General features: G+C 33.2%; 16 protein-coding genes. 4 read left to right on the plus strand and 12 right to left on the minus strand.

The window, feature by feature from the left end; genetic code table 11:
* Positions 1-10: 10 nt before the first annotated feature.
* The 4 genes from ACTU6T_RS05105 to ACTU6T_RS05120 form a co-directional block, all read right to left on the minus strand.
* Positions 11-6,523 (minus strand): RHS repeat-associated core domain-containing protein, encoded by a 6,513-nt coding sequence (locus tag ACTU6T_RS05105; protein ID WP_460220181.1) that lies wholly within the window; start codon positions 6,521-6,523, stop codon positions 11-13.
* A 38-nt stretch (positions 6,524-6,561) separates the two neighbouring features.
* Positions 6,562-7,665: a T9SS type A sorting domain-containing protein gene (locus ACTU6T_RS05110; protein ID WP_460220182.1), complete on the minus strand. Its 1,104-nt coding sequence runs from the start codon at positions 7,663-7,665 to the stop codon at positions 6,562-6,564.
* A gap of 397 nt (positions 7,666-8,062) precedes the next feature.
* A complete protein-coding gene (gene lysM / locus ACTU6T_RS05115) occupies positions 8,063-8,572 on the minus strand; it encodes a peptidoglycan-binding protein LysM (RefSeq protein ID WP_460220183.1) in 510 nt (169 codons plus the stop codon).
* A 210-nt stretch (positions 8,573-8,782) separates the two neighbouring features.
* Positions 8,783-9,733 (minus strand): nicotinic acid mononucleotide adenyltransferase, encoded by a 951-nt coding sequence (locus ACTU6T_RS05120; protein ID WP_460220184.1) that lies wholly within the window; start codon positions 9,731-9,733, stop codon positions 8,783-8,785.
* A gap of 130 nt (positions 9,734-9,863) precedes the next feature.
* On the opposite strand from ACTU6T_RS05120, the gene ACTU6T_RS05125 reads away from it, so the two are divergent.
* Entirely contained in the window at positions 9,864-10,865 is a 1,002-nt protein-coding gene (locus tag ACTU6T_RS05125; protein ID WP_460220743.1) for an NAD(P)H-dependent glycerol-3-phosphate dehydrogenase, read from the plus strand.
* Between the two features lie 116 nt (positions 10,866-10,981).
* Here ACTU6T_RS05125 and ACTU6T_RS05130 read toward each other — a convergent pair whose 3' ends face one another.
* Entirely contained in the window at positions 10,982-11,377 is a 396-nt protein-coding gene (locus tag ACTU6T_RS05130; protein ID WP_460220185.1) for a hypothetical protein, read from the minus strand.
* A gap of 65 nt (positions 11,378-11,442) precedes the next feature.
* Between ACTU6T_RS05130 and ACTU6T_RS05135 the strand changes: the two genes are divergently transcribed.
* Together ACTU6T_RS05135 and ACTU6T_RS05140 are read left to right on the plus strand one after the other, a co-directional pair.
* On the plus strand, positions 11,443-13,803 hold the full coding sequence (locus ACTU6T_RS05135) for an alpha/beta fold hydrolase (RefSeq protein ID WP_460220186.1): 2,361 nt from the start codon (positions 11,443-11,445) through the stop codon (positions 13,801-13,803).
* An 87-nt stretch (positions 13,804-13,890) separates the two neighbouring features.
* Positions 13,891-15,255, plus strand: coding sequence for a carboxypeptidase-like regulatory domain-containing protein (locus ACTU6T_RS05140; RefSeq protein ID WP_460220187.1), 1,365 nt, complete (start codon positions 13,891-13,893; stop codon positions 15,253-15,255).
* Here the strand turns inward: ACTU6T_RS05140 and pheS are convergent.
* Together pheS and ACTU6T_RS05150 are read right to left on the minus strand one after the other, a co-directional pair.
* Positions 15,239-16,258 carry a phenylalanine--tRNA ligase subunit alpha gene (gene pheS / locus ACTU6T_RS05145; RefSeq protein ID WP_460220188.1) on the minus strand — a complete coding sequence of 340 codons (1,020 nt, stop codon included), beginning with the start codon at positions 16,256-16,258 and terminating at the stop codon, positions 15,239-15,241. The two genes, ACTU6T_RS05140 and pheS, sit on opposite strands and share 17 nt — an antisense overlap.
* A gap of 143 nt (positions 16,259-16,401) precedes the next feature.
* Complete coding sequence (locus ACTU6T_RS05150) at positions 16,402-16,758, minus strand: hypothetical protein (RefSeq protein ID WP_460220189.1); 357 nt, start codon at positions 16,756-16,758, stop codon at positions 16,402-16,404.
* Positions 16,759-16,870: 112 nt separating this feature from the next.
* Between ACTU6T_RS05150 and ACTU6T_RS05155 the strand changes: the two genes are divergently transcribed.
* Positions 16,871-17,401 carry a CvpA family protein gene (locus tag ACTU6T_RS05155; RefSeq protein WP_460220190.1) on the plus strand — a complete coding sequence of 177 codons (531 nt, stop codon included), beginning with the start codon at positions 16,871-16,873 and terminating at the stop codon, positions 17,399-17,401.
* A 52-nt stretch (positions 17,402-17,453) separates the two neighbouring features.
* Here the strand turns inward: ACTU6T_RS05155 and ACTU6T_RS05160 are convergent, their stop codons facing one another.
* The 5 genes from ACTU6T_RS05160 to ACTU6T_RS05180 form a co-directional block, all read right to left on the minus strand.
* A complete protein-coding gene (locus tag ACTU6T_RS05160) occupies positions 17,454-18,083 on the minus strand; it encodes a carbonic anhydrase family protein (protein WP_460220191.1) in 630 nt (209 codons plus the stop codon).
* 18 nt (positions 18,084-18,101) lie between these two features.
* Positions 18,102-19,970 (minus strand): SulP family inorganic anion transporter, encoded by a 1,869-nt coding sequence (locus ACTU6T_RS05165; protein WP_460220192.1) that lies wholly within the window; start codon positions 19,968-19,970, stop codon positions 18,102-18,104.
* Between the two features lie 74 nt (positions 19,971-20,044).
* A complete protein-coding gene (locus ACTU6T_RS05170) occupies positions 20,045-20,659 on the minus strand; it encodes a DUF2490 domain-containing protein (protein WP_460220193.1) in 615 nt (204 codons plus the stop codon).
* A 97-nt stretch (positions 20,660-20,756) separates the two neighbouring features.
* Positions 20,757-21,557, minus strand: coding sequence for a universal stress protein (locus ACTU6T_RS05175; protein WP_460220194.1), 801 nt, complete (start codon positions 21,555-21,557; stop codon positions 20,757-20,759).
* Positions 21,558-21,569: 12 nt separating this feature from the next.
* Positions 21,570-23,150, minus strand: coding sequence for a SulP family inorganic anion transporter (locus tag ACTU6T_RS05180; protein WP_460220195.1), 1,581 nt, complete (start codon positions 23,148-23,150; stop codon positions 21,570-21,572).
* Between the last annotated feature and the right edge of the window lie 10 nt (positions 23,151-23,160).

Here is a 23,160-nt window from a genome sequence, read left to right on the forward strand (position 1 = left end):
TATTTTGTTTTTAAAATCGAATCCAATCAATAGTTATTACTGAATTGAATTTTTTTAAATTTGCAGGTAAAACTGTTCCACCAGGATGACCATCAATTATCATATTATTCTCCATAAAAATATAATTTCTATGCCCAGGAGTAACGTATGATTTAGGGATAGTAACTCTAGCTGTAAAAGGTTTGACAAAACTAGATTTTTGACTCCACATTTCCAATCCTGATTCGCCTACCCAAAATTGTTTTCCTTGAAAATGTCTAGGATGTATAGAAAACTTACCTTCTGCTGATTTGATTGATTTTAATTCATTCCAACCGAAATTACGATACATAGTTACTCTACTTGCTTTAAAAACAGTATTTGCTAATAATCCTACGCCTTTACTAACAATAATGGTTTCAGCAACCTTTTCTGTAACATAACCAACTTGATAACCAGCCTCATAGGCACTCATACTAGGAATACTTTGTATATAACCCACAACAGAATTTGCCATATCAGACCTTAAACCTGCACCATAATCTGAAAATGGGTTAACCATTGCAGAAGACCTTAAGGCGCCAGCTCCTAACTCTAACCACCCATTAATCGTGCCTAAGCTTTTAACAAAATCCCATGTACTCTTGCCTCCAGCAGCAAAACCATGACTTGCACCCATGCTAAACTGTGCAAAAGTATTAAATTTATCGCCAAGCCAAGATAAGTGATTTTTAAACATGGACAATCCCAAATTACCTTCACTACCAGAACTCCCAAAAAATGAGGATTGCATATTAGAACTCGAGCCTGTTAGTGGGTCATTGTTTTGGTTAATTGGGTTATCCATATAGGTAATGCGATCACCTCCTCCAAAAAGTTCTTTAATACCTCGTCCTATTTCTCTTACTAAATTACTAGCATCTCTCACGATACTTCTAGCATTTCTACCAATCCATTCGCGTGCAGGTCTAAAATCTACACCACTTAGAGAATTATATAATGATCCTGCTAGACTTCCAGCAGCAACTTGCCCTCCTGAACCTCCTCCTGGAGTTTCAGTCGTTTCACCGCTAGGATCGACATACATTAATGGATTATTTAATACATAACCATAACGATTAAAGTTTTGGGTGTTACTTATATCTTGTATGTAATTATCTGGTGATAAAAAGCGTTTGAGTTTTGGGTCGTACAATCGCCCATTCATATGGATGAGTTTGACACCATCTAAATGCTCATGACCTGTGTAGCCTCTATCTAAAAATGTGAGTTTATCTAAAGTAACATTATTGCCATCTACAACTCTAACAATATTACCCCAAGCGTCAAAATGACGTTTCTCCATAGGATTCCCATCTTCATCACTAATAAGCAGTATGCTTCCCAAATAATCGCGTTCAATGTAATAATAGTCGTCATCTGTATTAGACCCAACTTGGTTTGATCTCCATATGACTGGGGCCGAATAGGCATCTCCTGCGATATACGTCACAAAAGTAGACGTGTTAGCATCATCATCATAGCTTATTTCCATACTACCATCAAAAGAATAATGCTTACGATTGTTACGGTCTAGAATATCACTCTCGGTATCGCCATAAAACATATGCGACCTGCCGTTAAATGCGTTGTATTGAAATCCTATTTTTTCTTTGCCTTCCTCATTGATTTCAAAAGGTTTTTTGAATGCATTATAAGACACCTGCTGTAATTCATTTTGCTGATAATACAAATCTCCTGTGTGGTTTAAATCTACATTTGATATTTGGTATGAAGTCCCCGAATAGTTATAGTCTCCTATTGTATTATCACTAGTAATTCTTCCAAAAGTATCATAGCTTAAACTATTGTTACCATCATTATCATTGAATGTAATTAATCGATCTAAATTATCATAGCCAAAGGTTTCAGACCATGAGAAGAGACTACTTGTTCTACTATTTAGAATACCTCTTTGTACATCAAAATCGTTTGCCAATTGCATGAGCACAACAGATTGTTGCCCAGTGTTTTTAAACACCGTATTATTGGTTAAATACCCATAGTTGTCATAGGTTTTATTTTCCAACATATTATTCCCCATTGAGGCAGATGTCATTTGCCCTCTAGCATTGACTCCTGTGAGTTCCCATAATACAGCATTAGATGTGAAATCTTGAATTGCTTTTACACCTCCATTTTGATAGATATTTTTAATTTTCTTATTACTAGTTTTACTATTAGAAAGTAGCGTAGCCTTGTACTCCTCAGTTTCTATTCTACCAAAGTTATCATAGGTATAATCTTTTTCAAATTTAGCATAAGGGTTGGTTTCTATGACATTATTTAATCTCTTATTAGTGTCGTAATTATAATCAATTATGCCATTATTACCATCAACATTAGTTGTTGTTATTTTATCAAGAAGCTTACTCGTTGCATCGTAAGAATATTGAAATTGTACTTCAGTATTATCACCTGTGATTTCCTTTTCTAAAAGTTTTCCAAAATTTGAGTAATCATACTCAACTTCTCCTTTTGGATTTACTTGACGAGTAAGTTCTCCAAATCCATTATATTCATATTCATACACACCTGCAGAAGGATCAGAAAGTTTGGTCTTTCTTCCCCATCCATCTTGTTCTAAAGAAACAATTACACCATTATTATTAGCTGTTTTTAAATTACCATTACCATAATATGTGTAATTAATGGTGCCTCCAGGATCGGTTACTGATTTGGTGTTGCCCATGGCATCTCTTATTGATGACACGACTTTCACACCATCATTTACGGTTGTTGTCAACCCATTGTATGACATCGTAATTGTTCTGCCTGTATATAAGTTTTGAGTTACAGGTCTACTATATTTATCGTATAAAATTTCATTCCACTGCGTAGCATTACTACCAATATATGGTTCACTCTCTTTCCACAAACGATCAAACTTATCATACTCAAAACTTTTATTCACCCATTGTCCCATAATGTCTTTTTCTTTGACTTGGGAAACACGTTTAAGTCGATCATAAATTGTAATAGAACTACTGCCATCGTCACTAACACTAGTAACAGTGTAAATATTATTAGAGTCTTCAGAAAACGACATTGTAGATTCATTTCCGAGATAATCAGTTACTTTAGTTAATCTTAACCAAGAATCATAATCATAAGATGTAGAATTTCCATAAGGATCTGTTTCAGAAGATAAGGTTCCCGTATTTGGATTATTTACATAAATAGTTTCTAAGCCTTCTAAGTCAATAGTTTTTTCTAGAAATCTTCCAGAAGTATCATACTCAAATTCAACAAATCTTGATGACTCATTATAAGGCGTTATTGTTTTCTTTGTAACATTTCCAAATGTATCATACTCGTAAGTTTCAGAATCGAAATTTGTTCCATTTCCTTTTATTTTCTTCTCTGTAACTAAATTATCTGTATAGATAAATTGAACTTCAGTATTAAAAGTATTGTTGGTAATAGATGATGTAATAGTTTGTTTGGTTAATCTGCCAACATGATAACTAGAGACTATGTTATTAGAATATTCGTTAGTTGTGATAACAAATCCTGCTCCTGTATACTGAGTAGTTATACCTGTTGTATTTAAATAACTATCATAAGTATAAGTACTATTAATAGAAGTTCCTTCTAAGCTATTTTGATACAAACTCGAATCCACCCATGATTTAAACACCTTAGAGGTTGAAATAGATGATGAATTCACATAAGTTGTTTTATCTATATATCCAGATGTGGGGATAGGGTCAAATATTACAAAATTTTCTTGTGAATAGGACGCAGACATAATCCCTCTAGAAACTGGGTCAAATATTGACACATTATAAATTCTATCCATATTATTGGTATGCCAGTTACTAATAGCAACACCTTCAAAACCTTGAAACCCTAGACCTTCGTAATTAAATATAGCGCCTCTGTACCTATACTGTTGTTGTAGTGTTGTTGCACCAGAGGTAACTCTCTCTAACATTTTTACTAGCTTAATCCCAGGAGCATAATTTATATTAGAATACGGGTAAGTCATACTATTGGATGATTCATATACAGGCACAAAACTGTTGTTTTCTTCATCGGGATTTAAATTACTATAATCTATATTATAGGTAACACCATTATTAGTTACTGACCTCATTAAAACATCTTCTCGATGATCTTGGGTGAATGTAAAATGCGTAACCCACTGGTCACTTATAGATGCAAAATCAAGGCTTTTGTTAGGTTGAGTAGATGTTAAAAATATTGGAATAGGATAATGATCTAAGTTTCCTGTTTTTGTTGCAGTGCCGACATAAGAAAATCTAACTCCAGTAGATGAGATATTATTCTTAATCCCATCGTTATTATACACCTTAATGGTTTGTGTTCCATTATTGGTATTGTTAGAAGTAACGGTATTATATTCGACAATATCGGTTCTACCATCTCCATTAACATCTAAAGGAATAAGGTTGTAAGAATCTAATATTCCGTCTATCCCAAAAGGAAGTGCTTCAAAGTTTGTTTTTCTAAACTTGAATGGTTGAATTTCAAGATTTGATTCGTATTCTGTTCCAGTAGAAATAAATACTTTAAATGTATAATTGTTATTAGAAATTGGATCAATAAAATCTGTTTTCCCGTCTCCATTGTAGTCGCCAAATAATGGCGGTTCATTTGGACTTATACCTGTATCATTTACTTCTTCTAAAAGAATAATTGAATTTGAGCTTGTTAATGTATATATTTTAATTTTATCTTCTTTAACATGAAAAAGATCTGTCTTACCATCTCCATTAAAATCACCTGTTGTTAATACATCATCTTCTCCTACAGATAAATCAAGACTCCCTGCATTAAAAGCAAAATTAGTAGTTAAATCTTGTCTTAAATCTATAAATGAAACCCCTTTGGCATAGACTGTAGATGTAGAACAATGACAACACGTTCCTCCAGGGCCATCGGGCAGTTCAAATTTATCACATGATTCATAATTACAATCTTGCTTTTGATATGGGATTTGTATGGCAAGAACATCTGTTAAACCATCACCATTAAAATCTCCCGAAACATATTCTTTTGGTACATTAATGTTATTCCAAAAACTACAATCGACATCATTAACATATACCGAAGAGTTCCAAGTTTTTGTATACTGAAGAGTAATTGGATTGATTATTCCATTTGCATACACTTTAAAGTTTACTTGGGCTCCAGAACCATTTTGTACAACAGTTAAACCTTGGCCAGGAAAAACTACGTCGTTGTAATTAATAAGTTTTGTCGGAAATATTGCTTCAAATGTACCAGAATTAACTGTATATGGAGCATTACTACTTCCGGGCTGAAGATCTTTAAACAACCAAAATTTGGATTTGTCATTTGGATAAATAACAAAATCCATAGAGCCGTTTCCTGTAAGGTCTAATGAAGCCATCTGGGAGTTTCTCTGCTCAATATTTGCAAGACCCAAACTAGTAACAATTTCTTGATATCCTACAGAGGGTGTTGTATCCGTATAATTAAATGTCACAGAAGAATGTGACTGAGACAAATCACCACTATATTCAGTAACACCAGTTAATCTATTATACTCTAAATCTGTTGTATCATGATACAAGTTATAGCGTCTAAACCTAACATTATTACTAAAAGACTCTATCCTTGTAAGTATATTTTTCCTTGCAATTGACACATTCCCTACATACGATTGTTCCCATCGTGATCTTATAGAACCACTATTATCATAAATAAATCTAACTTCATTAATCTGGTTAGACGTATTCAAGCCTCCATATTTAATTTTATCAATGGATAAACTATTTTCAAACGTAGTGTATTCATAACTAATTCTAACACCTTGAGGGTTTTCCCAATAGGTTATTGCATATTCAGTTTGAGATCTTGAATCTGTACTATTACCATATTGAGCGAATGAACCATCAGGATAGAATACATTAAAATACTTTGGACCATAAGATGCTCCATAAGGAGAAGTCCCAACTGAAACTATTTTTATATTAGAAAAGTGCTCTGTTTCATATTTAGCCCTATGAGCGCCATAGGATACTCCTGATTTAAAAATTAATCGTTCTCCATCTAATGCAAAGCGATCTAAAGAATTAAAATCTACCTCATCAATATTATCATCATGGTACTTTGAAGATGGAATTCTAGAAATTGAAGATATACCGCTAAGGTTCCAGCCATAACCAGCAATTCCATTTCCGCCTTGACTATCATAAGAGAGGGATATTTCAGGAGCAATTCCTGTTATTCCTGAAGGTACTGCGATTGGGATATTATATTGTGCAGCCCCTGACAATGACACTGAAAGCTGGCCTAAAGTTTCTCCAACACCTGTACCTGAACGATTAGCACTAGAATTAGATGATTTCCGAATAGTTTTATTACCTCCTGTTAAGAGTATATTTCCTTCGCTAGACTCTAATATTTTTTCTCTTTCATAAGTAAATTTATCCTCTTCATATGTTGTGTTATCGTTTTGCGAATACGAGATTATTGGTAAAATGAATATGTATAATAATATTAGTTTTTTCATGTTTATTTGATTTTGAGTAACAATTGAGAAATATTGTGCTATTTTTTAATGACTTTTTTAGTTAAACTTTGACCATCATTAAAATGTATGTGTACAAAATAGATCCCTGCGGGTTTACCTGATAAGTTCACTAAAGGTTTACCTTTTTTAATATCAAATGAAACTTGATCTACTAAAGAAGTGTTTATATCATAAATAGAAATGGATTCAATTTTTTTAAATATATCATTAGATATTGTTAATGTTGCAAAATCACTAGTAGGGTTTGGTGATATAAACACACTGTCTTCAATATTATCTAGAAGCATGTCTTCAACACTTTGTTGATTTGTGGTTCTTCCTAATGGAGGATTAGGAACAGAACACCCTAAATCGGAACAATAAAACCGTTGTTTTTGACTTCCCATATTGTCATAAGCAAATAGTAATTGAGAATTTTCATTGATACTCAAGAGTTCTAAAATTGAAGGTTCATTACCATCAACAACATCTATTCTTGGATCAAAATAATATTGCCTATCTGAAGTATTTCCATCGTAAGATAAATATGCTCTATGCAAAACATTAATTGCTGTACTTTTGAATTTAAAGTCGGTTAAGCTTTGAACGACTTCTCCATTAGTTCCATCATATATTTTACCAAGATTTACAGATGAGGAATAATCTTTATTGTGTACATACCCCACAAGTAAGTACCATCTATTTAAAACAGGTAAATCTGCAGCTAAAAAATATGGATTTGTATTGTTACTATTTCCTAAAGTCAAAATATGATAAGAACCAAAGGAATAGCTTCGTGTACCAAAAAAAGTAACGCCATCATTTGAATTAGTCTTCTTTATCCATACGGAGAATCTATATGTTTTAGTATTATCAATACTAACATATGACGTATTAAAACCACCATCAGAACCTCCTCCAGAAACATCTGGAACTGATGTCCAGAGCACCACCTCATTATTGACATGGTCGAAACCAAGTTCCCTAATATTTTCTGATGTAACTCCATGCTGTGAAAACCCTACAACAGAACCAGATCCAACTGTCCAAGTAGACGTGTCTAGTAAGTTTTGAGAAAAATTTGAAGTTGGTATTAGAAAAATAAGTAATACCAAAAAATGTGATAACCTTTTTGAAATCATAATTAATTTAATTTGGTTTATATTAAACGTTGTTGTTCAACTTATAACAATACAATTTGCTCTACATAAAGCAGATGAATTGATTGTAATCAAATAAATTAATTAATTAGGATGGACATTCAATCTCAACTTTGAACGTCGATTTAAATGTAAGAAAAAATATGCGAATATATTCTACAAAAAAGATTTTTAACAATTTAATAATCTATACTTGTGCCTTCACCTCAAAACAATCCTATTTCCTTATCATTAATAACAAAGGAAAGACTATTAAAAATTCTAAAACCTGATAAAAATCATATCAAATAACATTGTTTCATCTTAAGACTTAGATATTATCATCAATAAAAAAGGCGCAACAAAATGTTGCGCCTTTTTTATTGATTTAAAACTTAACTTAATCTAAGTTTGGAATACGTAATACTTGTCCTGGGTAAATTTTATCAGGATCTGTTAGCATTGGCTTATTAGCTTCAAAAATTTCAGGGTATTTCATTGCATTACCATAATAATGCTTTGCTATTTTTCCTAATGTGTCTCCACTAGCTACCGTATGAAATTGTGCTTCTGGCTCTACATGCTCCACAGTCATTTGATCATCTACCGTAGAAATTCCAGCAGTATTTCCAATCACTAAAACAACTTTCTCTTTAGTGGCTTGGTCATAAGCCATTCCAGATACTCTAGCCATATCATCATCAACAAAGATATTTAGACCGTCTACTTGTAATTGCAAATCGTTTATCGTTTCTTCCAAGTTTCTAGCTGCTGCTTCCTCTAAGCGTAACTCGGCCGCATCTGCTTCACGTTTTGCTTTAGCTCTTGCTTCAGCTGCTTCCTCTTCTGTTGTTTTTCCTATTCCGAAGACTTTAGCGCCTGCGTTTTTAATAAATGAAAATAATCCCATGTTTCTGTAATGTTTTAAGGTTATAAATTTGTGTTATAAAGTTGGTGAATTTTAGTGTCAATTCCAATTATATATTCAACTTCAATTATTATGACACAGGTTTTGATGTTGAAGTCACTTTCCGTAGGACAATAAAACACAAGTAAAAGAAAACGCCCAACTCAACTGAATGAGGTGGGCGTCTCTGGAGTCTAAATAACCAACCAAAATCTAGCTCCTTGTATTTACTCTAGGGTTATCTTTTTTAGCAGTCTTCTGCTTACGTTTCTTTAATTGTTTTGTCCCTTCAACTTTACGTCCTAAAGCATCTGTTTCTCTTAAGAATTGAATGTATCCACGTCCAGTAAATTCATATATGGTTTCTGACGACGGATGAAACAATTCTATCCTTTGATCATTAATAACGCTTAATTCGAAGTATTCATTGTCGAAGAAATCATAATCTAGTGTTAATGTTTTCAAATACATGTTTCCGCTGATATCTCCTACGCCATACACACCTGTGTAATCCCAGTAGATATTATCTGGATTTCCAACATTTACATCTTGAGAGCTTCTAAATTCTGAATCATTTCCACCAGCTAAAAACTGAAGGTAATTTTCATTATCAAACTCATTCAACACGCCCATTTCACTAGTATATGTTTTTTCCCATGCTTCATATTCTTGTAAGAAATAATGAATATTATCATAGAATACAAAGTCGTAATCAAAGGTGCTTCTTTGATATCCATTTAAGAAATACGATGTATCGTTAAACGGATTGTATAATTCTATAGTATTATTATCTATCTGATAGACATCAAAAGTTTCAAAACCATCAATATCATGATTAATGTCTAAAATCATATCATAAGCATCATAGGTTCCTACATCAATACCATAACCATTACCTTGACTTCCAAAGCCAACCAGATTATTATTTGCGTAGACCAAACCGTTTCTAAACGATAATGTAAATGCAATTTGCAAAAATGGCGTTTCACCAGGGCCTAAGGTTTGGTTGATATCTACATACCACAATTCGTATGAGTTTAACAACTGATTTAATGAAATACCTGGTTGATTGTCAAAATCATTAACAATCACCTCTTCTGTATAGCATGAGGTAAATAAAGTTGTAATTAAAGCAAAGCTCAAAAGTAGTTTAGTCGTTTTCATAATCTCCCTGTTTATTGTTTATATGAATTAGATTTCAAAACGCGTGCCAAAAATCAAAAGTCTATAGTATTCTCTTCGGAAAACGTATATAAAATGTGTATTTTTGAAAGACTCTAATTTTAATCCATTTATGAATCAACCATTAAAATATGCCGTTTTTGGAGCTGGAAGCTGGGCAACTGCTATTGTAAAAATGCTTTGTGAAAACTTAGACGAAGTTGGATGGTATATGCGTAGTGTTTACACTAAAGAACATTTATTAAAAGAGCAGCATAACCCGAGTTATTTAAGTTCTGTAGAATTCAAAATTGAACAACTTAAATTAAGTAACAACATCAATGACATTGCTGAATGGGCAGACATTTTAATTTTTGTAATCCCATCGGCATTTATTCATAGTGAATTAGAAAAACTCAGTGTAGATATTTCAAATAAAACTGTGGTATCTGCAGTAAAAGGTATAATACCAGAATCTGGATTATTAGTAGGAGAACATTTTCATGATATTTATAAGATTTCATTTGAAAACATTGCCGTTATTGCTGGACCATGTCATGCAGAAGAAGTTGCATTAGAGCGCTTATCCTACCTAACGATTTCATGTGCTGATGCCGTAAAAGCGCAAACCATAGCCGATGCTTTATCAAGTAATTATATTAAAACTAAAATTAGTGATGATATCATCGGTACTGAGTATGCTGTGATGCTCAAAAATATTTACGCCATAGCTGCCGGTATTGCTCATGGTTTAGGCTATGGAGACAACTTCCAAAGTGTGTTAATGAGTAACGCGATTCGTGAGATGAAACGTTTTATTAAAAAAATGCACAAGATGAAACGTAACATTAACAATTCGGCCTATTTAGGAGATTTATTAGTGACAGGCTATTCTACATTTTCTCGTAATCGTATGTTTGGTAACATGATTGGTAAAGGCTACACCGTAAAGTCGGCACAAATGGAAATGAATATGGTTGCCGAAGGCTATTATGCAACAAAAAGTGCTCACGAACTCAATCTTAAAAACACAAAAAAAACGCGTTTACCTATAATCAATGCAGTGTATAGTATTTTGTACGAGAATAAAAATCCGAAGAAAGTATTCAAAAAATTGACGGAAAAACTGGATTAGATTCCTTCATTGTGGTCGAAATGATACACTACTACATTAAATCATTCCTTGTCATTTCAAGCTTGTCGAGAAATCTCTTCTTATACTAAACTTCATTTCAGGTGAAACGACTATGTCTATTTCACCAAAACCCCTTTTAATTGCATTAAAGGAACAGGTTGTAACGCTTTAGTATTGATCGTGTTTTTTCTAAACAAATAGGTTTTATCTAGCATTTGATTGCCTTCAAAAAACGTCACTTTAAATTCGTTATTGAGCGCCAAAACATCCTGTTGCATGAACTCAATTTTTGCATAACTTCTTGCCGGTAGTAGTGCAATAGTATGACGCATTATTGGTGTCATTTTGGTCTCAGAATATCCTTTAGACACAATTAAAACAGTTTCTAAATCAACATCTTTATTATTAATGATATAGGCATTCCAATCATTGGTTTTATATTCAGGATGTTGTTCTTGAACAACTGCGACATAAACGTCTTTAACACTTGGAATTTCAATATCTTTTCTCATCTCATTTCGTGCTTCTTTGGAAATACTTTAATTTAGAGCAAAAATAACCCATTTAATACGTTTTAATGAAACTCCGTTCTATATTCCTACTGTTTTTAGTGACAAATTTAAGTGTTGCACAAGTAAAAAACGACTCAAAGTTAACCATTGATCAAATCATGCAAGGTGATAATTTTGTTGGTTATTTACCAACCAATATCTCTTGGACAAGTGATAGCAAGCATATTAATTTTAGTTGGAATCCAGACAATGATACTATACGATCTACCTATCAAGCTAATATTAACACAAAACAAATTAAAAAATTATCATTTAATGAATTAAAAGCACTCGACAACAATGGTGATTTCTCAAAAGATTATCGTTTAAAGGTGTATCAAAAAGGTGGTGATTTATTTTTGTTAAATCTATTAACTAATTCCACCAAACGTCTAACAAGTACAACTGCTTATGAATCCAATCCTCGATTTTCGGGTGACCAAAAATCGATTATTTATCAACTCAATAATAATCTTTATCAGTGGCAAATAACTGATGGTACATTGACACAATTAACCAATTTTAAATCGGGTAGTGAGCAGCCTGAACGTAAACCTAACTCACAAGATCAATGGCTTATGGATGACCAATTGGAGCTTATCAATATCTTAGAAAAACGAAAGAATGAAAGTAAAGCGAGCTCTTATAGAGCCGAACAAACCCAATTGGACCAATTAGAGCCGATTTATTTAGGTGATAAAAATGTATTTGGATTGTCTGTGTCTCCAGATTTAAATTATGTGGTGTATAACCTATATGAAACCCCTAACGACAAAAACACTATTGTTCCTGATTATGTTACTGAAAGTAGTTATACCACAGATTTAACCGCTAGATCAAATGTTGGTAGCCCACAATACACTTATGAATCTTGGGTTTTAAACCTTAAAACAGGAGCACATTATCAAATTAAAACAGATGCTATTGAAGGTATTAAAGACAAACCCGCTTTTTTAAAAGACTATACTGAAAATGTCTCAGAATATGAAGAGACTTACAACGATGCAAGAGAAGTTAATATCAATAATTTAAGCTTTTCTCAAGATGAGAAAGCGGTCGTGAATATCGTATCTGCTGATCACAAGGATCGTTGGATCATGTCATTAAATTTAAGCAATGGTGGTTTAAAATTGATAGATCGTCAACATGATGATGCTTGGATAGGAGGTCCAGGAATTGGATGGTTTTCCAATGGGAATCTTGGTTGGATAGATGATGATACCATTTGGTTTCAATCTGAAAAAACGGGCTATTCACATTTATATTCGGCTAATGTCAATACAGGAAAGATAAAAGCCTTAACTCAAGGTAAATTTGAAATTCAAGAAGTGAACTTATCAAAAGATCACAAGACCTTTTTTATTGTAAGTAATAAAGTAAGTCCTCATGAACAACATTTTTATCATTTGTCGTCAAAAGGAGGGCAAATGAAACAAATCACATCGTTGGTTGGAGGTTATGAGGTCATCGTTTCCCCTAATGAAGAACAATTAGCCATTAGATATTCCTACACCAACAAGCCATGGGAACTTTTCGTTATGCCAAACAAAGCTGGTGCAACAATGACCAAGCTAACAAACTCCACAACTAAAGCATTTGAATCTTACAATTGGATAGATTCTGAAATTATCAACTTTACAGCTCGTGATGGTGCTCAAGTACCAGCCACATTGTATAAACCAAAAGAAGACAATAAAAATGGTGCAGCGGTTATATTTGTTCATGGTGCAGGGTATCTACAAAACGTACATCGTTGGTGGCCTTCTTATTTTAGAGAATATATGTTTCACAATATCCTTGTAGATAATGGATATACTGTTTTAGCCATAGATTTTAGAGCAAGTGAAGGTTATGGACGTGATTGGAGAACGGCAATTTATAGACATATGGGAGGGAAAGATTTAAACGACCAAATTGATGGTGCTCAATATCTCGTTAAACATCAAGGTATTGATAAAGATCGTATTGGAATTTATGGTGGATCTTATGGTGGGTTTATCACCTTAATGGCTATGTTTAATTCTCCAGATACTTTTAAAAGTGGTGCTGCATTACGTTCTGTAACCGATTGGGCGCATTACAATCATGGATATACTGCTCCAATTTTAAATACACCTGTTGAAGACCCTGAAGCTTATAGACGTAGTTCTCCTATATATTTTGCCGAAGGCTTAAAAGGAAACTTATTAATGTTGCATGGTATGATTGATACTAATGTACATTACCAAGATGTTGTTCGTTTGTCTCAACGTCTCATAGAGTTGAAAAAGGAAAATTGGGAGCTAGCCGTTTTCCCCCTTGAAGGTCATAGCTTTATAGAAAGTTCTAGTTGGTCTGATGAATACCGACGCATTTACAAATTATTTGAAACGACTTTAAAAAAGTAAAGCAATAAGTTAACATACTACTTTTGATTATCTCAAAGAATTAGTCGATCTTAGTAAAATGTTGATTAACAGATAAAACTTCAAGCTATGCGGTATTTTTTGATATGTTTCCTATTTACACAATTTTTATTTGGGCAACGCATTAACGGTATTGTATTAGATTCTGAAACAAAAGTCCCAATTGAAAATGTGACGATTTCTTTTAAAAAAGATAATTCTGGTACAGTAACTAATGCCAGCGGCAAATTCTATCTGAAATTAAAATCTAAAATATCAAAGACTGATAGTTTAAATATATCTTGTATTGGTTATCATTCTAAATCTGTGTCTATTCGAGACCTTAAGAACGAACTGTCAACTATATTCCTTTCTAAAAAATTGGAAAATCTTGATCAGGTTGTTGTTAACTCTGCTGAAAGTTTAAACGACAAATTAAAATTTAAAAGATTAGCTCCTTTAAGATCTAGAGTTTCAGATTTTGGTTCTCTAGTTGTTGGTAATTACATTTATGTAGTTAGCGGAAACTCTTCTTATTTGCAAGACATGGGGAAGAAAGCTCTTATGGAGGTTAGTCTCATACCAAATGCAACGCTTGCCGATTTACTGAGAGAGTTAAGACGAGGGTTTTACTATGAAGGTTATAGCAATAAACTACAGATATATGATATCATAAATAATTCTTGGTCTGTTTCTAAAATATCGTTTAGAGAACGTGCGTATCACAATCTCAATTGCTATGGTAATACGCTATATAGCATTGGCGGAAAACGATTATCAACAAATAGAAAAAAGGAGTATTTAGAAAATACCATTGAAGTATTTGACATGGCTTCTGACAAAGTGATAATTGATCATACCAATCCACATCAAGCTATTAATTTTGCTTCCTTCATTTACAATGATAATGTGATTTTAATGGGAGGTTCTACATCAATAAATAAGAATGGTAAAAAAATCTACACTGATGCCTCACATATATATAACATCACATCCGGAAGTTGGTATGATCTTCCAAAAATGACAACACAAAAAGAAACACAAGGTGTGATTATAGACAATACTATTTATCTTATAGGAGGACATGATGGACAGCCACTAAAAACGATAGAATCTTATAATATCAAAACGAAGGCATGGTCACATATTGGAGATTTGTTCCAAGCAATGGAACAACCAGCTTTAGCCACTAATGATCACATCATATACATATATGATGCCAATAGAATGTTTCGTTTCGATACTATATCTGGACTTATAGAAATGTATGATCTAAATGTAGATTTAGAGAGTCCTAAATTGCATTATTATCAAAACAAGCTTTATATACTTGGAGGGTTTACAGAAAATGCCCACACCAAAGCAGCGTCATCAGAAGTTTATGTTATTGATCTTGAAGACTTCGAAAACACAAAAATTATTAACTCGAAATTTTTAGTTAGAGAGCGCTCTTAAACTGCTCTAAGAAACGCACATCATTTTCGCTCAATAAGCGGATATCACTAATTTGATGTAATAACAATGCTATACGGTCAATGCCCATTCCAAAGGCAAAACCTGAGTATTCTTTAGAATCTATACCGCAATTTTCCAAAACATTAGGATCGACCATACCGCAGCCCATAATTTCTAACCATCCAGTTCCTTTAGTCATCTTATAATCGGTCTCCGTTTCTAATCCCCAATACACATCAACCTCAGCACTTGGTTCTGTAAATGGGAAATATGATGGGCGTAATCTAATCTTAGATTTCCCGAACATTTCGGTAGTAAAATATTGTAAGGTTTGCTTTAAATCGGCAAAACTCACATCTTTATCAATATACAAGCCTTCTACCTGATGGAAAAAACAGTGTGAACGCGCTGAAATAGCTTCGTTACGAAACACACGCCCAGGAGAAATTGTACGAATAGGCGGTTTATTATTTTCCATATAACGCACTTGAACCGAACTGGTATGGGTACGTAATAATATATCTGGATCTGTTTGTATAAAAAACGTATCCTGCATATCTCTAGCAGGATGATATTCTGGTAAGTTGAGTGCCGTAAAATTATGCCAATCGTCTTCAATTTCTGGACCTTCACTCACATTAAAACCAATACGTGAAAAGATATCAATAATTTGATTTTTTACTATGGAAATAGGATGACGTGCACCAATCTCTATAGGTTCACCTGGACGCGATAAATCACCATACACGCTTTGTATCTCTTCTTGGCTTTCTAATTCGGCTTTTAAGGCATTAACTTTTTCTTCAGCAGTTTTTTTAAGTTGGTTTATGGTTTGCCCAAACTCTTTTTTCTGCTCGTTTGCTACATTTTTAAACTCGGCGAAGTAGTCTTTTAGAAGTCCTTTGGATCCTAAATACTTGATGCGAAATGCCTCAACCTCTTCTTTTGATTGAGCTGTAAATGCTTCGGCTTCTGCTATGAGTTCTTTTATCTTATCTATCATAATACCTAAAAATGAACCGCAAATTTAATGAATTTATCCAAATTTGCGTTAAGGATGGAGGTTTTGTTGAAGCTCCTCGCAGAGAGCGACTACCGAGAGCCTGACGCACTGTAGCACTTAGCGAAAGTGGGTAACGCCAAAAACTAATCTATAAATTCGGTTTCAATAAAATAGTTAACGATAGCATCTTTCATCAATACACTTTGTTCTCCTGCTTTTAAAGGTGGCAATTGCTCTTTAACCGTGTAATGTGGCCAGCCATCGTCATCGACAAAATCAAATTCATAGTAGCCATAAGGCGACAATAATTTACATATGGCGATGTGCATTAAATCGAGTTTATGGTCTTTCTTAAATTTACGATCTAATTGTCCTAATTCCTGAACGCCAATCAAGTAAATAATAGCATCTAAATCTAGAGGATCTCCATCAGAAAATCGTGCTGATAATTTTTCAACCACCAACTCCCATCGCTGTTTTAATTGCTCATCTCTTGCCATAAATCATGTTCAAATAATTAAGATGTCAAAGTTACTAAACTAAGTGATGGATTTTAGCGTTATCTGTTTAAAATCGTAAAAATTATGTACGTTTGTTAAAACTAACTGAACTATGGCATTAATTGATATTATTTTAGGCGCATTGTTATTATTTGGACTCATTCGTGGGTTTATGAAAGGACTCTTTGTTGAAGTTGCTTCGCTAGTAGCACTTGTAGCTGGTGTATATGGCGCCATTCATTTTAGTAATTTTGCTGCTGATTTTTTAGATAGTAAATTAGATTGGGATGAAAAATATATTAATATCGTAGCTTTTGCTATCACCTTTGTGATTATTGTTTTAATCATTGCACTTGCAGGAAAGGCATTGACTAAACTTGCAGATTTTGCTGCTCTTGGTATTTTGAATAAGCTTCTAGGAGGTGTGTTTGGTGCCTTAAAAATTGGGTTAATTCTTAGTGTAATGCTTATCGTTTTTGATAATATGAACAATTCTATTCCGTTTGCAGACAAAGAGGATTTAGAAGCATCTATTCTTTATAAGCCAGTAAAAGCATTAGCGCCAATGATATTTCCTAGTATTTTAAATAAAGGGAAAGACGATCCTAATGAGGATACATCTGAAGATGATACTGAAGCATAAAAAAACTGTCTACTTTAATAGACAGTTTTAATAGTTTTATATGATTTTACTTTTAAAGCATATTTACTTTTCCAGTATGTAAGCTATATACACCACCAACGATTTTAATCTCACCATTGTCTTCCATTTCTGTTAAGATTTGGCTTTTTTCACGAATGCGATCTATCGTTAATTTAACATTGTTTTCTACTGTTTTTGCTACAAATTCGGCATTAGAAGAATTAGCTTCGCCTTCAACTTCTTCTGCAGATTGTCTTACTGCTGGCATGATATTATCTAACATTGCAGTAATGTTTCCTAGTTCTACTCCATCGCAAGCGGCTTTAACTGCACCACAACTTTCATGGCCTAAAACTAAAATAAGCTTACTACCAGCAACATTACACGAATATTCTAAACTTCCTAGAATATCTACATTTTCAAAGTTTCCTGCGACTCTCGCAACAAAAATATCTCCAATTGCTTGGTCTAAAACGGTTTCTACTGGTACACGTGAATCTATACAAGATAGAACAACAGCCTTAGGAAATTGACCTGTAGTGGTTTGATTTACCAAAGCCGAATCATCTTTTGGCTCTGAATTTCCGTTTACAAAACGATTATTCCCTTCTAATAAATCATTCAATACACTGTTTGGTGTAAATGTATTTTGTACTTCTTTTGTTATTGCTATGTTTTTCATTTGTTTGATTTTTTATAATTAATATTCGTCTTTTACATTTTCTTTTATCCATTTTAAACAATCTTTAAAGGACTTAAAAATATGATCTTCAGAAACAAAATCAGGTATGATATCAATGCGTTCCATCATATAACGCGGCTGTCTCAAGACGTTAACGAATAAGACCTCAACCCCTTTAGTTTTAAGATCTTGAAGCATATCCTCCATGGCATACAGACCAGATTGATCCATATATTGCATTCGATCTAATCTTAAAATTACAATGGAAGCTGTATCAGGAATTTGCAATGTTAGCGCTTGAAAATCACTTGTTGATCCAAAAAACAACGGTCCTTTAATGTGTTTTACAAAAACTTCTTCTTTTAAACTAACAGGAAACCCTCCTTCATCGTCCCAAGCTTCCTCTTTGAGCGATTTAACATCTGAACGCTCAGCTGTTAAGTCTCCTATTTTCTTCATGAACATTAGTGAAGCAATTACTAAACCAATTCCTACAGCATATACTAAATCCCAAAGCGAAGATAGCACTAGTACCACAAGCATGATTAGCACTTCCGAACTCAATTTTAAAGGCCCTAATTTAATATCTTTGGGCATTGCAGGAATAGCTCTTAACCCTTTATAATCCATCACTCCAATACCTACAGTAATTAAAATACCTGCTAAAACTGCTGCTGGAATTTGGGATGCTAAATTTGGGAGACCAGGAATCATTAAAATACTAAACAATAATATTCCAGCAATCATACCTGACAACTTTGTTTTACCACCAGAATTTATGTTTACCACAGTTCTAATCGTTGCTCCTGCTCCTGGGATACCTCCAAATAAAGCTGCAATACTGTTTCCAATACCTTGACCAATTAATTCTTTATTCGGCTTATGTTTAGTTTTGGTCATATTATCAGCTACAATACTCGTTAAAAGCGAATCAATGGCTCCTAAAAGAGATAAGGCTAATGCCGTAAAAATATAAGGCGTAATGGCACTTAAATTAAAGCTTGTAATAATTTCTAAATTAGGAATAGGTAAGCCCTCAGGAATTTCAGGGATTGCTCTGTAATCTAATTTTGCTAACATCGCTATAGCAGACATTACAACAAGAGCAACCAGTGTACTAGGTATTTTGGTGGTAATTCGTTTAAATCCATAAATAATAAAAATGGTTCCTAGTGCTAAAGCTAATTCTAACCAATTAATATTTTTAAGCGCTCTAGGCAGTACCTTTAGAGCACCGAGTACGCCAGATGCATTTTTAGCCGCTAGTGTTTGGGACTCTTTCAATATATCACCTTGAGTGATCCTCTCTGCTCTAGTTATTGTCTCTTTAAAGTCTTCTAATACTAAAATTCCTTCACCAGCTTCTTCTTTTAGAATATTCTCAAGTATCACTTCTTCGGCCTGAGGCTTAAATTTTTCAACAAAATCTACATCTTCTTTAGGATAATATCCAATAGCGGGCAAGATTTGTGTTACTAAAATAATCACACCTATAGCGGTCATAAAACCTGACACTACAGGATAAGGAATATATCTAATATACTTACCTAAACCAATAGCACCAAGACCAATTTGCATCAATCCAGCCAGTAAAAACACGGTTAGAATGGCTGGTAACGCTTTTTCAACACTGCCGTCATTAGTTGCTATTATTCCTGCTATAATAACCATACTTACAGCAGTCATAGGAGCAGTTGGCCCAGAAATTTGAGTATTAGTTCCTCCAAACAGCGCTGCGAAAAAACTTATAAATATAGCGCCATATAATCCTGCACTAGGACCTAGACCTGATGATACTCCAAAGGCTAACGCAAGCGGCAAGGCTACAATTCCAGCTGTAATTCCACCAAATGCATCTCCTTTGATGTTTGTAAATAAGTTTTTCATAATTAGGTTGTTATCTTAATCTTCTAAGTTAGCTTTATTTTTTAAAAAAATGAAAAAATGTAAGCCAACTTTATTTAGAAATTAACAAACGCAATGATATTAATTTGATCTCGCCCTGAAGATTTAAAAAACTGATTCATATAGCCCAACTCTAAGCGCAATGCTTTTGAAAATTCGTAACCTAAACCTCCATAAAGCCTGTTTCTATCAAATACTGCACTTTTAGTATTTAAGAAAATCTCATTATATGCCGATAAGTATAATGGATTTTTTTTGTCCTCTTTATACTGAAGCGGAATACGTAGTCCCAGAAAATATCTAAGACGCATTTTAAAATCATCTTCTACAAACCGCTGTTCAAATCGGTAACGATGACTTAACCCAACCTTACCAATTTTTTGTTTGGTAATAAATTGTTGGAATATTCGGTGCTCTTCTACTGAAACCTTGTCGCTCGAATCATCGATATAGTTTTCAGATAAGATATATCCATATCCCAATAAAATATTATTATTGTTTTCAGTTAAATTATATCCCAATCCTGTACGCAACAACAGCTGTTCTAAATCACCAATAGCATCATAATTTCTGTATTGTATTTCATTATGAATACTCCATTTTTCATCAATTTTCTTGTTGCCAATATAGATGAGCCAATTTCCAAGATTGCTATCTTGAGCTAATGACATTTTGGGACACATAACAACAATAAAAAAAACGAAAAGAAAGCTGTAGTTTAGATTTTTCATATACATTTTGACTTAATTACTAACTAAGATATTGCTTCTATCTTGTTAAAAAAAGAGAAACATTAACTTTATCTACAACCTCTTTAATTTCAGATTTTACTTTGCTTTGTCTACCAGAAATATGACTTCTATTAACACACAATAGATTGACATTGTTTTTTTCTAAATAATTAGAAAGCGTTTTAAAAGCATTATCATTTTTTTCGAATACAAAATCTACAGTATTATTTGAGCTACTTATCAAGTTCTCATTTTGTTGACCTGGTTTATCAACAATATTAAATGACATTAGTGGTTGATCCGTTTGGTTAATTAAATGTTCTGTGAATCCTAAATTGGATGTGTGCTTGTTGTTATTAAAAAACCCTAATGACAGTTCTTTTTCAGGTTCTAAGCCATACTTTTCTGAAGCTAACATGACAGGCCCATCAAATGTATCTAGCACAAAACCAGTTACATTATCTCCAATAAAACTCAACGCTTTTTGTTTTCGTTTTCCTAAAACGATAATATCTGGTTTTGTTTTTTCAATATGGTCTTTTATTTCGTTTTTTATATTACCAAACGCAAAAGACGTCTTTATATCTACATCATAATCATTGGAAATTGAAGTAATGAGTTGTTTTATTTTCTTTTCGGTAACAATTCGTTCTTTATTTATTGTACGCATAGCTGATAATTGACTATCCGTTTCTACAATATCTGTAGGTTTTTTTACATGAAAAAATTCAATATTAGCATCAATCATCTTTGAAAGGCTAATGGTATTTTTTAAGGTACTTGTTGTACTTCCTTTTAAATTAGAAAGTACCAGAATTTTATATTTATTACTTTTCATAATTATCTAATTTTAAGCTGTTTTTGGTCTCAATTTGAAAAACTCTATGAAACTATCTGGATTCTCTACAATTCCACGTTCTGAAATAAGCTTGATATCAATATGTCGTTCTTTAGCTTTGAAGGCAAAATCCTCGAGAATTTCAATAATGTCATTATCTAAATACCTTGTTTTTCTAACATCGAGTTCTAAGTAAGTATCTCTTGGTAAACTATCTAATTCATTGAGAATAGCTCCTTTATTAAAAAATGTCACTTCTTCTGCAAGGGTCATTTTTATTTTATGCTTTCCGTTACTTTTATCTTCAATATGTAAGAAGTGAGAGTTTTGAAAACTTTTTATTAAAATAACGACGATTCCAACCAATAATCCTAAAGCAATTCCTTTAAGTAAGTCTGTGAAGACAATTCCCAAAACAGTTACTGTAAATGGTAAAAATTGTTTCCATCCCAAGTCATACATCTTTTTAAATAACGCAGGTTTTGCCAATTTATAACCTACAATTAATAATATTGCTGCAAGGACTGACAATGGAATCATATTTAATAATCTCGGAATTAAGATTACTGAAATCAATAAGAGAAATCCGTGAATTATTGCCGACATTTTACTGCGTCCACCCGACTGGATATTTGCAGAACTTCTAACAATTACTTGTGTAATTGGCAAACCACCAATCATACCTGATATAATATTTCCAGTTCCTTGAGCAAGTAATTCTCTGTTGGTAGGAGTTACATTTTTGTGAGGATCCAATTTATCGGTAGCTTCCACACATAATAAAGTTTCTAAACTTGCTACTAAGGCAATTGTAAATGCAACAATCCAGACATCTGCTCTAGTAATAGCAGCAAAGTTTGGTAAGCTAAATTGCCCTAAAAAAGACGCAGCATCTTCTGGTATTGGCACACTAACTAAATGAGATTTGTCTATACCAAAAGTCTCATGTGATTGTGTCAATACATAAAACACAATACCTACAATAACGGCAACAAGAGGTCCTTGGACTAATTTAAAAAATTTCCCTTTATCAGATAATACCTTATCCCAAAGTAATAATATTCCTAATCCAATAGCTCCAATAATAGCAGATCCAGGGGCAATATGGTTAATGGCATTAATGATTTCTGAAAAAGTGTTTTCTCCATCAACTTGGATAAACGCAAAATCACCTTCAGGGCTTGGATCGTAGCCAAAAAAGTGTGGGATTTGTTTTAAAATGATTATAATCCCTATACCTGTTAACATACCTTTTATCACAGAAGAAGGGAAATAATAACCAATAATACCTGCTTTAAGTAATCCAAAAATTAATTGAATAATTCCACCTAAAACAACGGCAACTAAAAAATTTTCATAGCCTCCCAAAGTACCGATAGCTGTTAATACAATTGCAGCTAGACCAGCTGCTGGTCCACTAACACCTATTTTGGAACCACTTAGAGATCCTACTACAATACCTCCAACAATTCCTGCAATTAAACCTGAAAATAGTGGTGCTCCACTGGCTAATGCAATACCTAAACATAACGGTAAAGCAACAAAAAATACAACGATACTCGCTGGTAAGTCATTCTTAAGAGTTTTAAACATAACATAATTC

It is taken from the genome of Psychroserpens citreus (genome assembly GCF_055686305.1).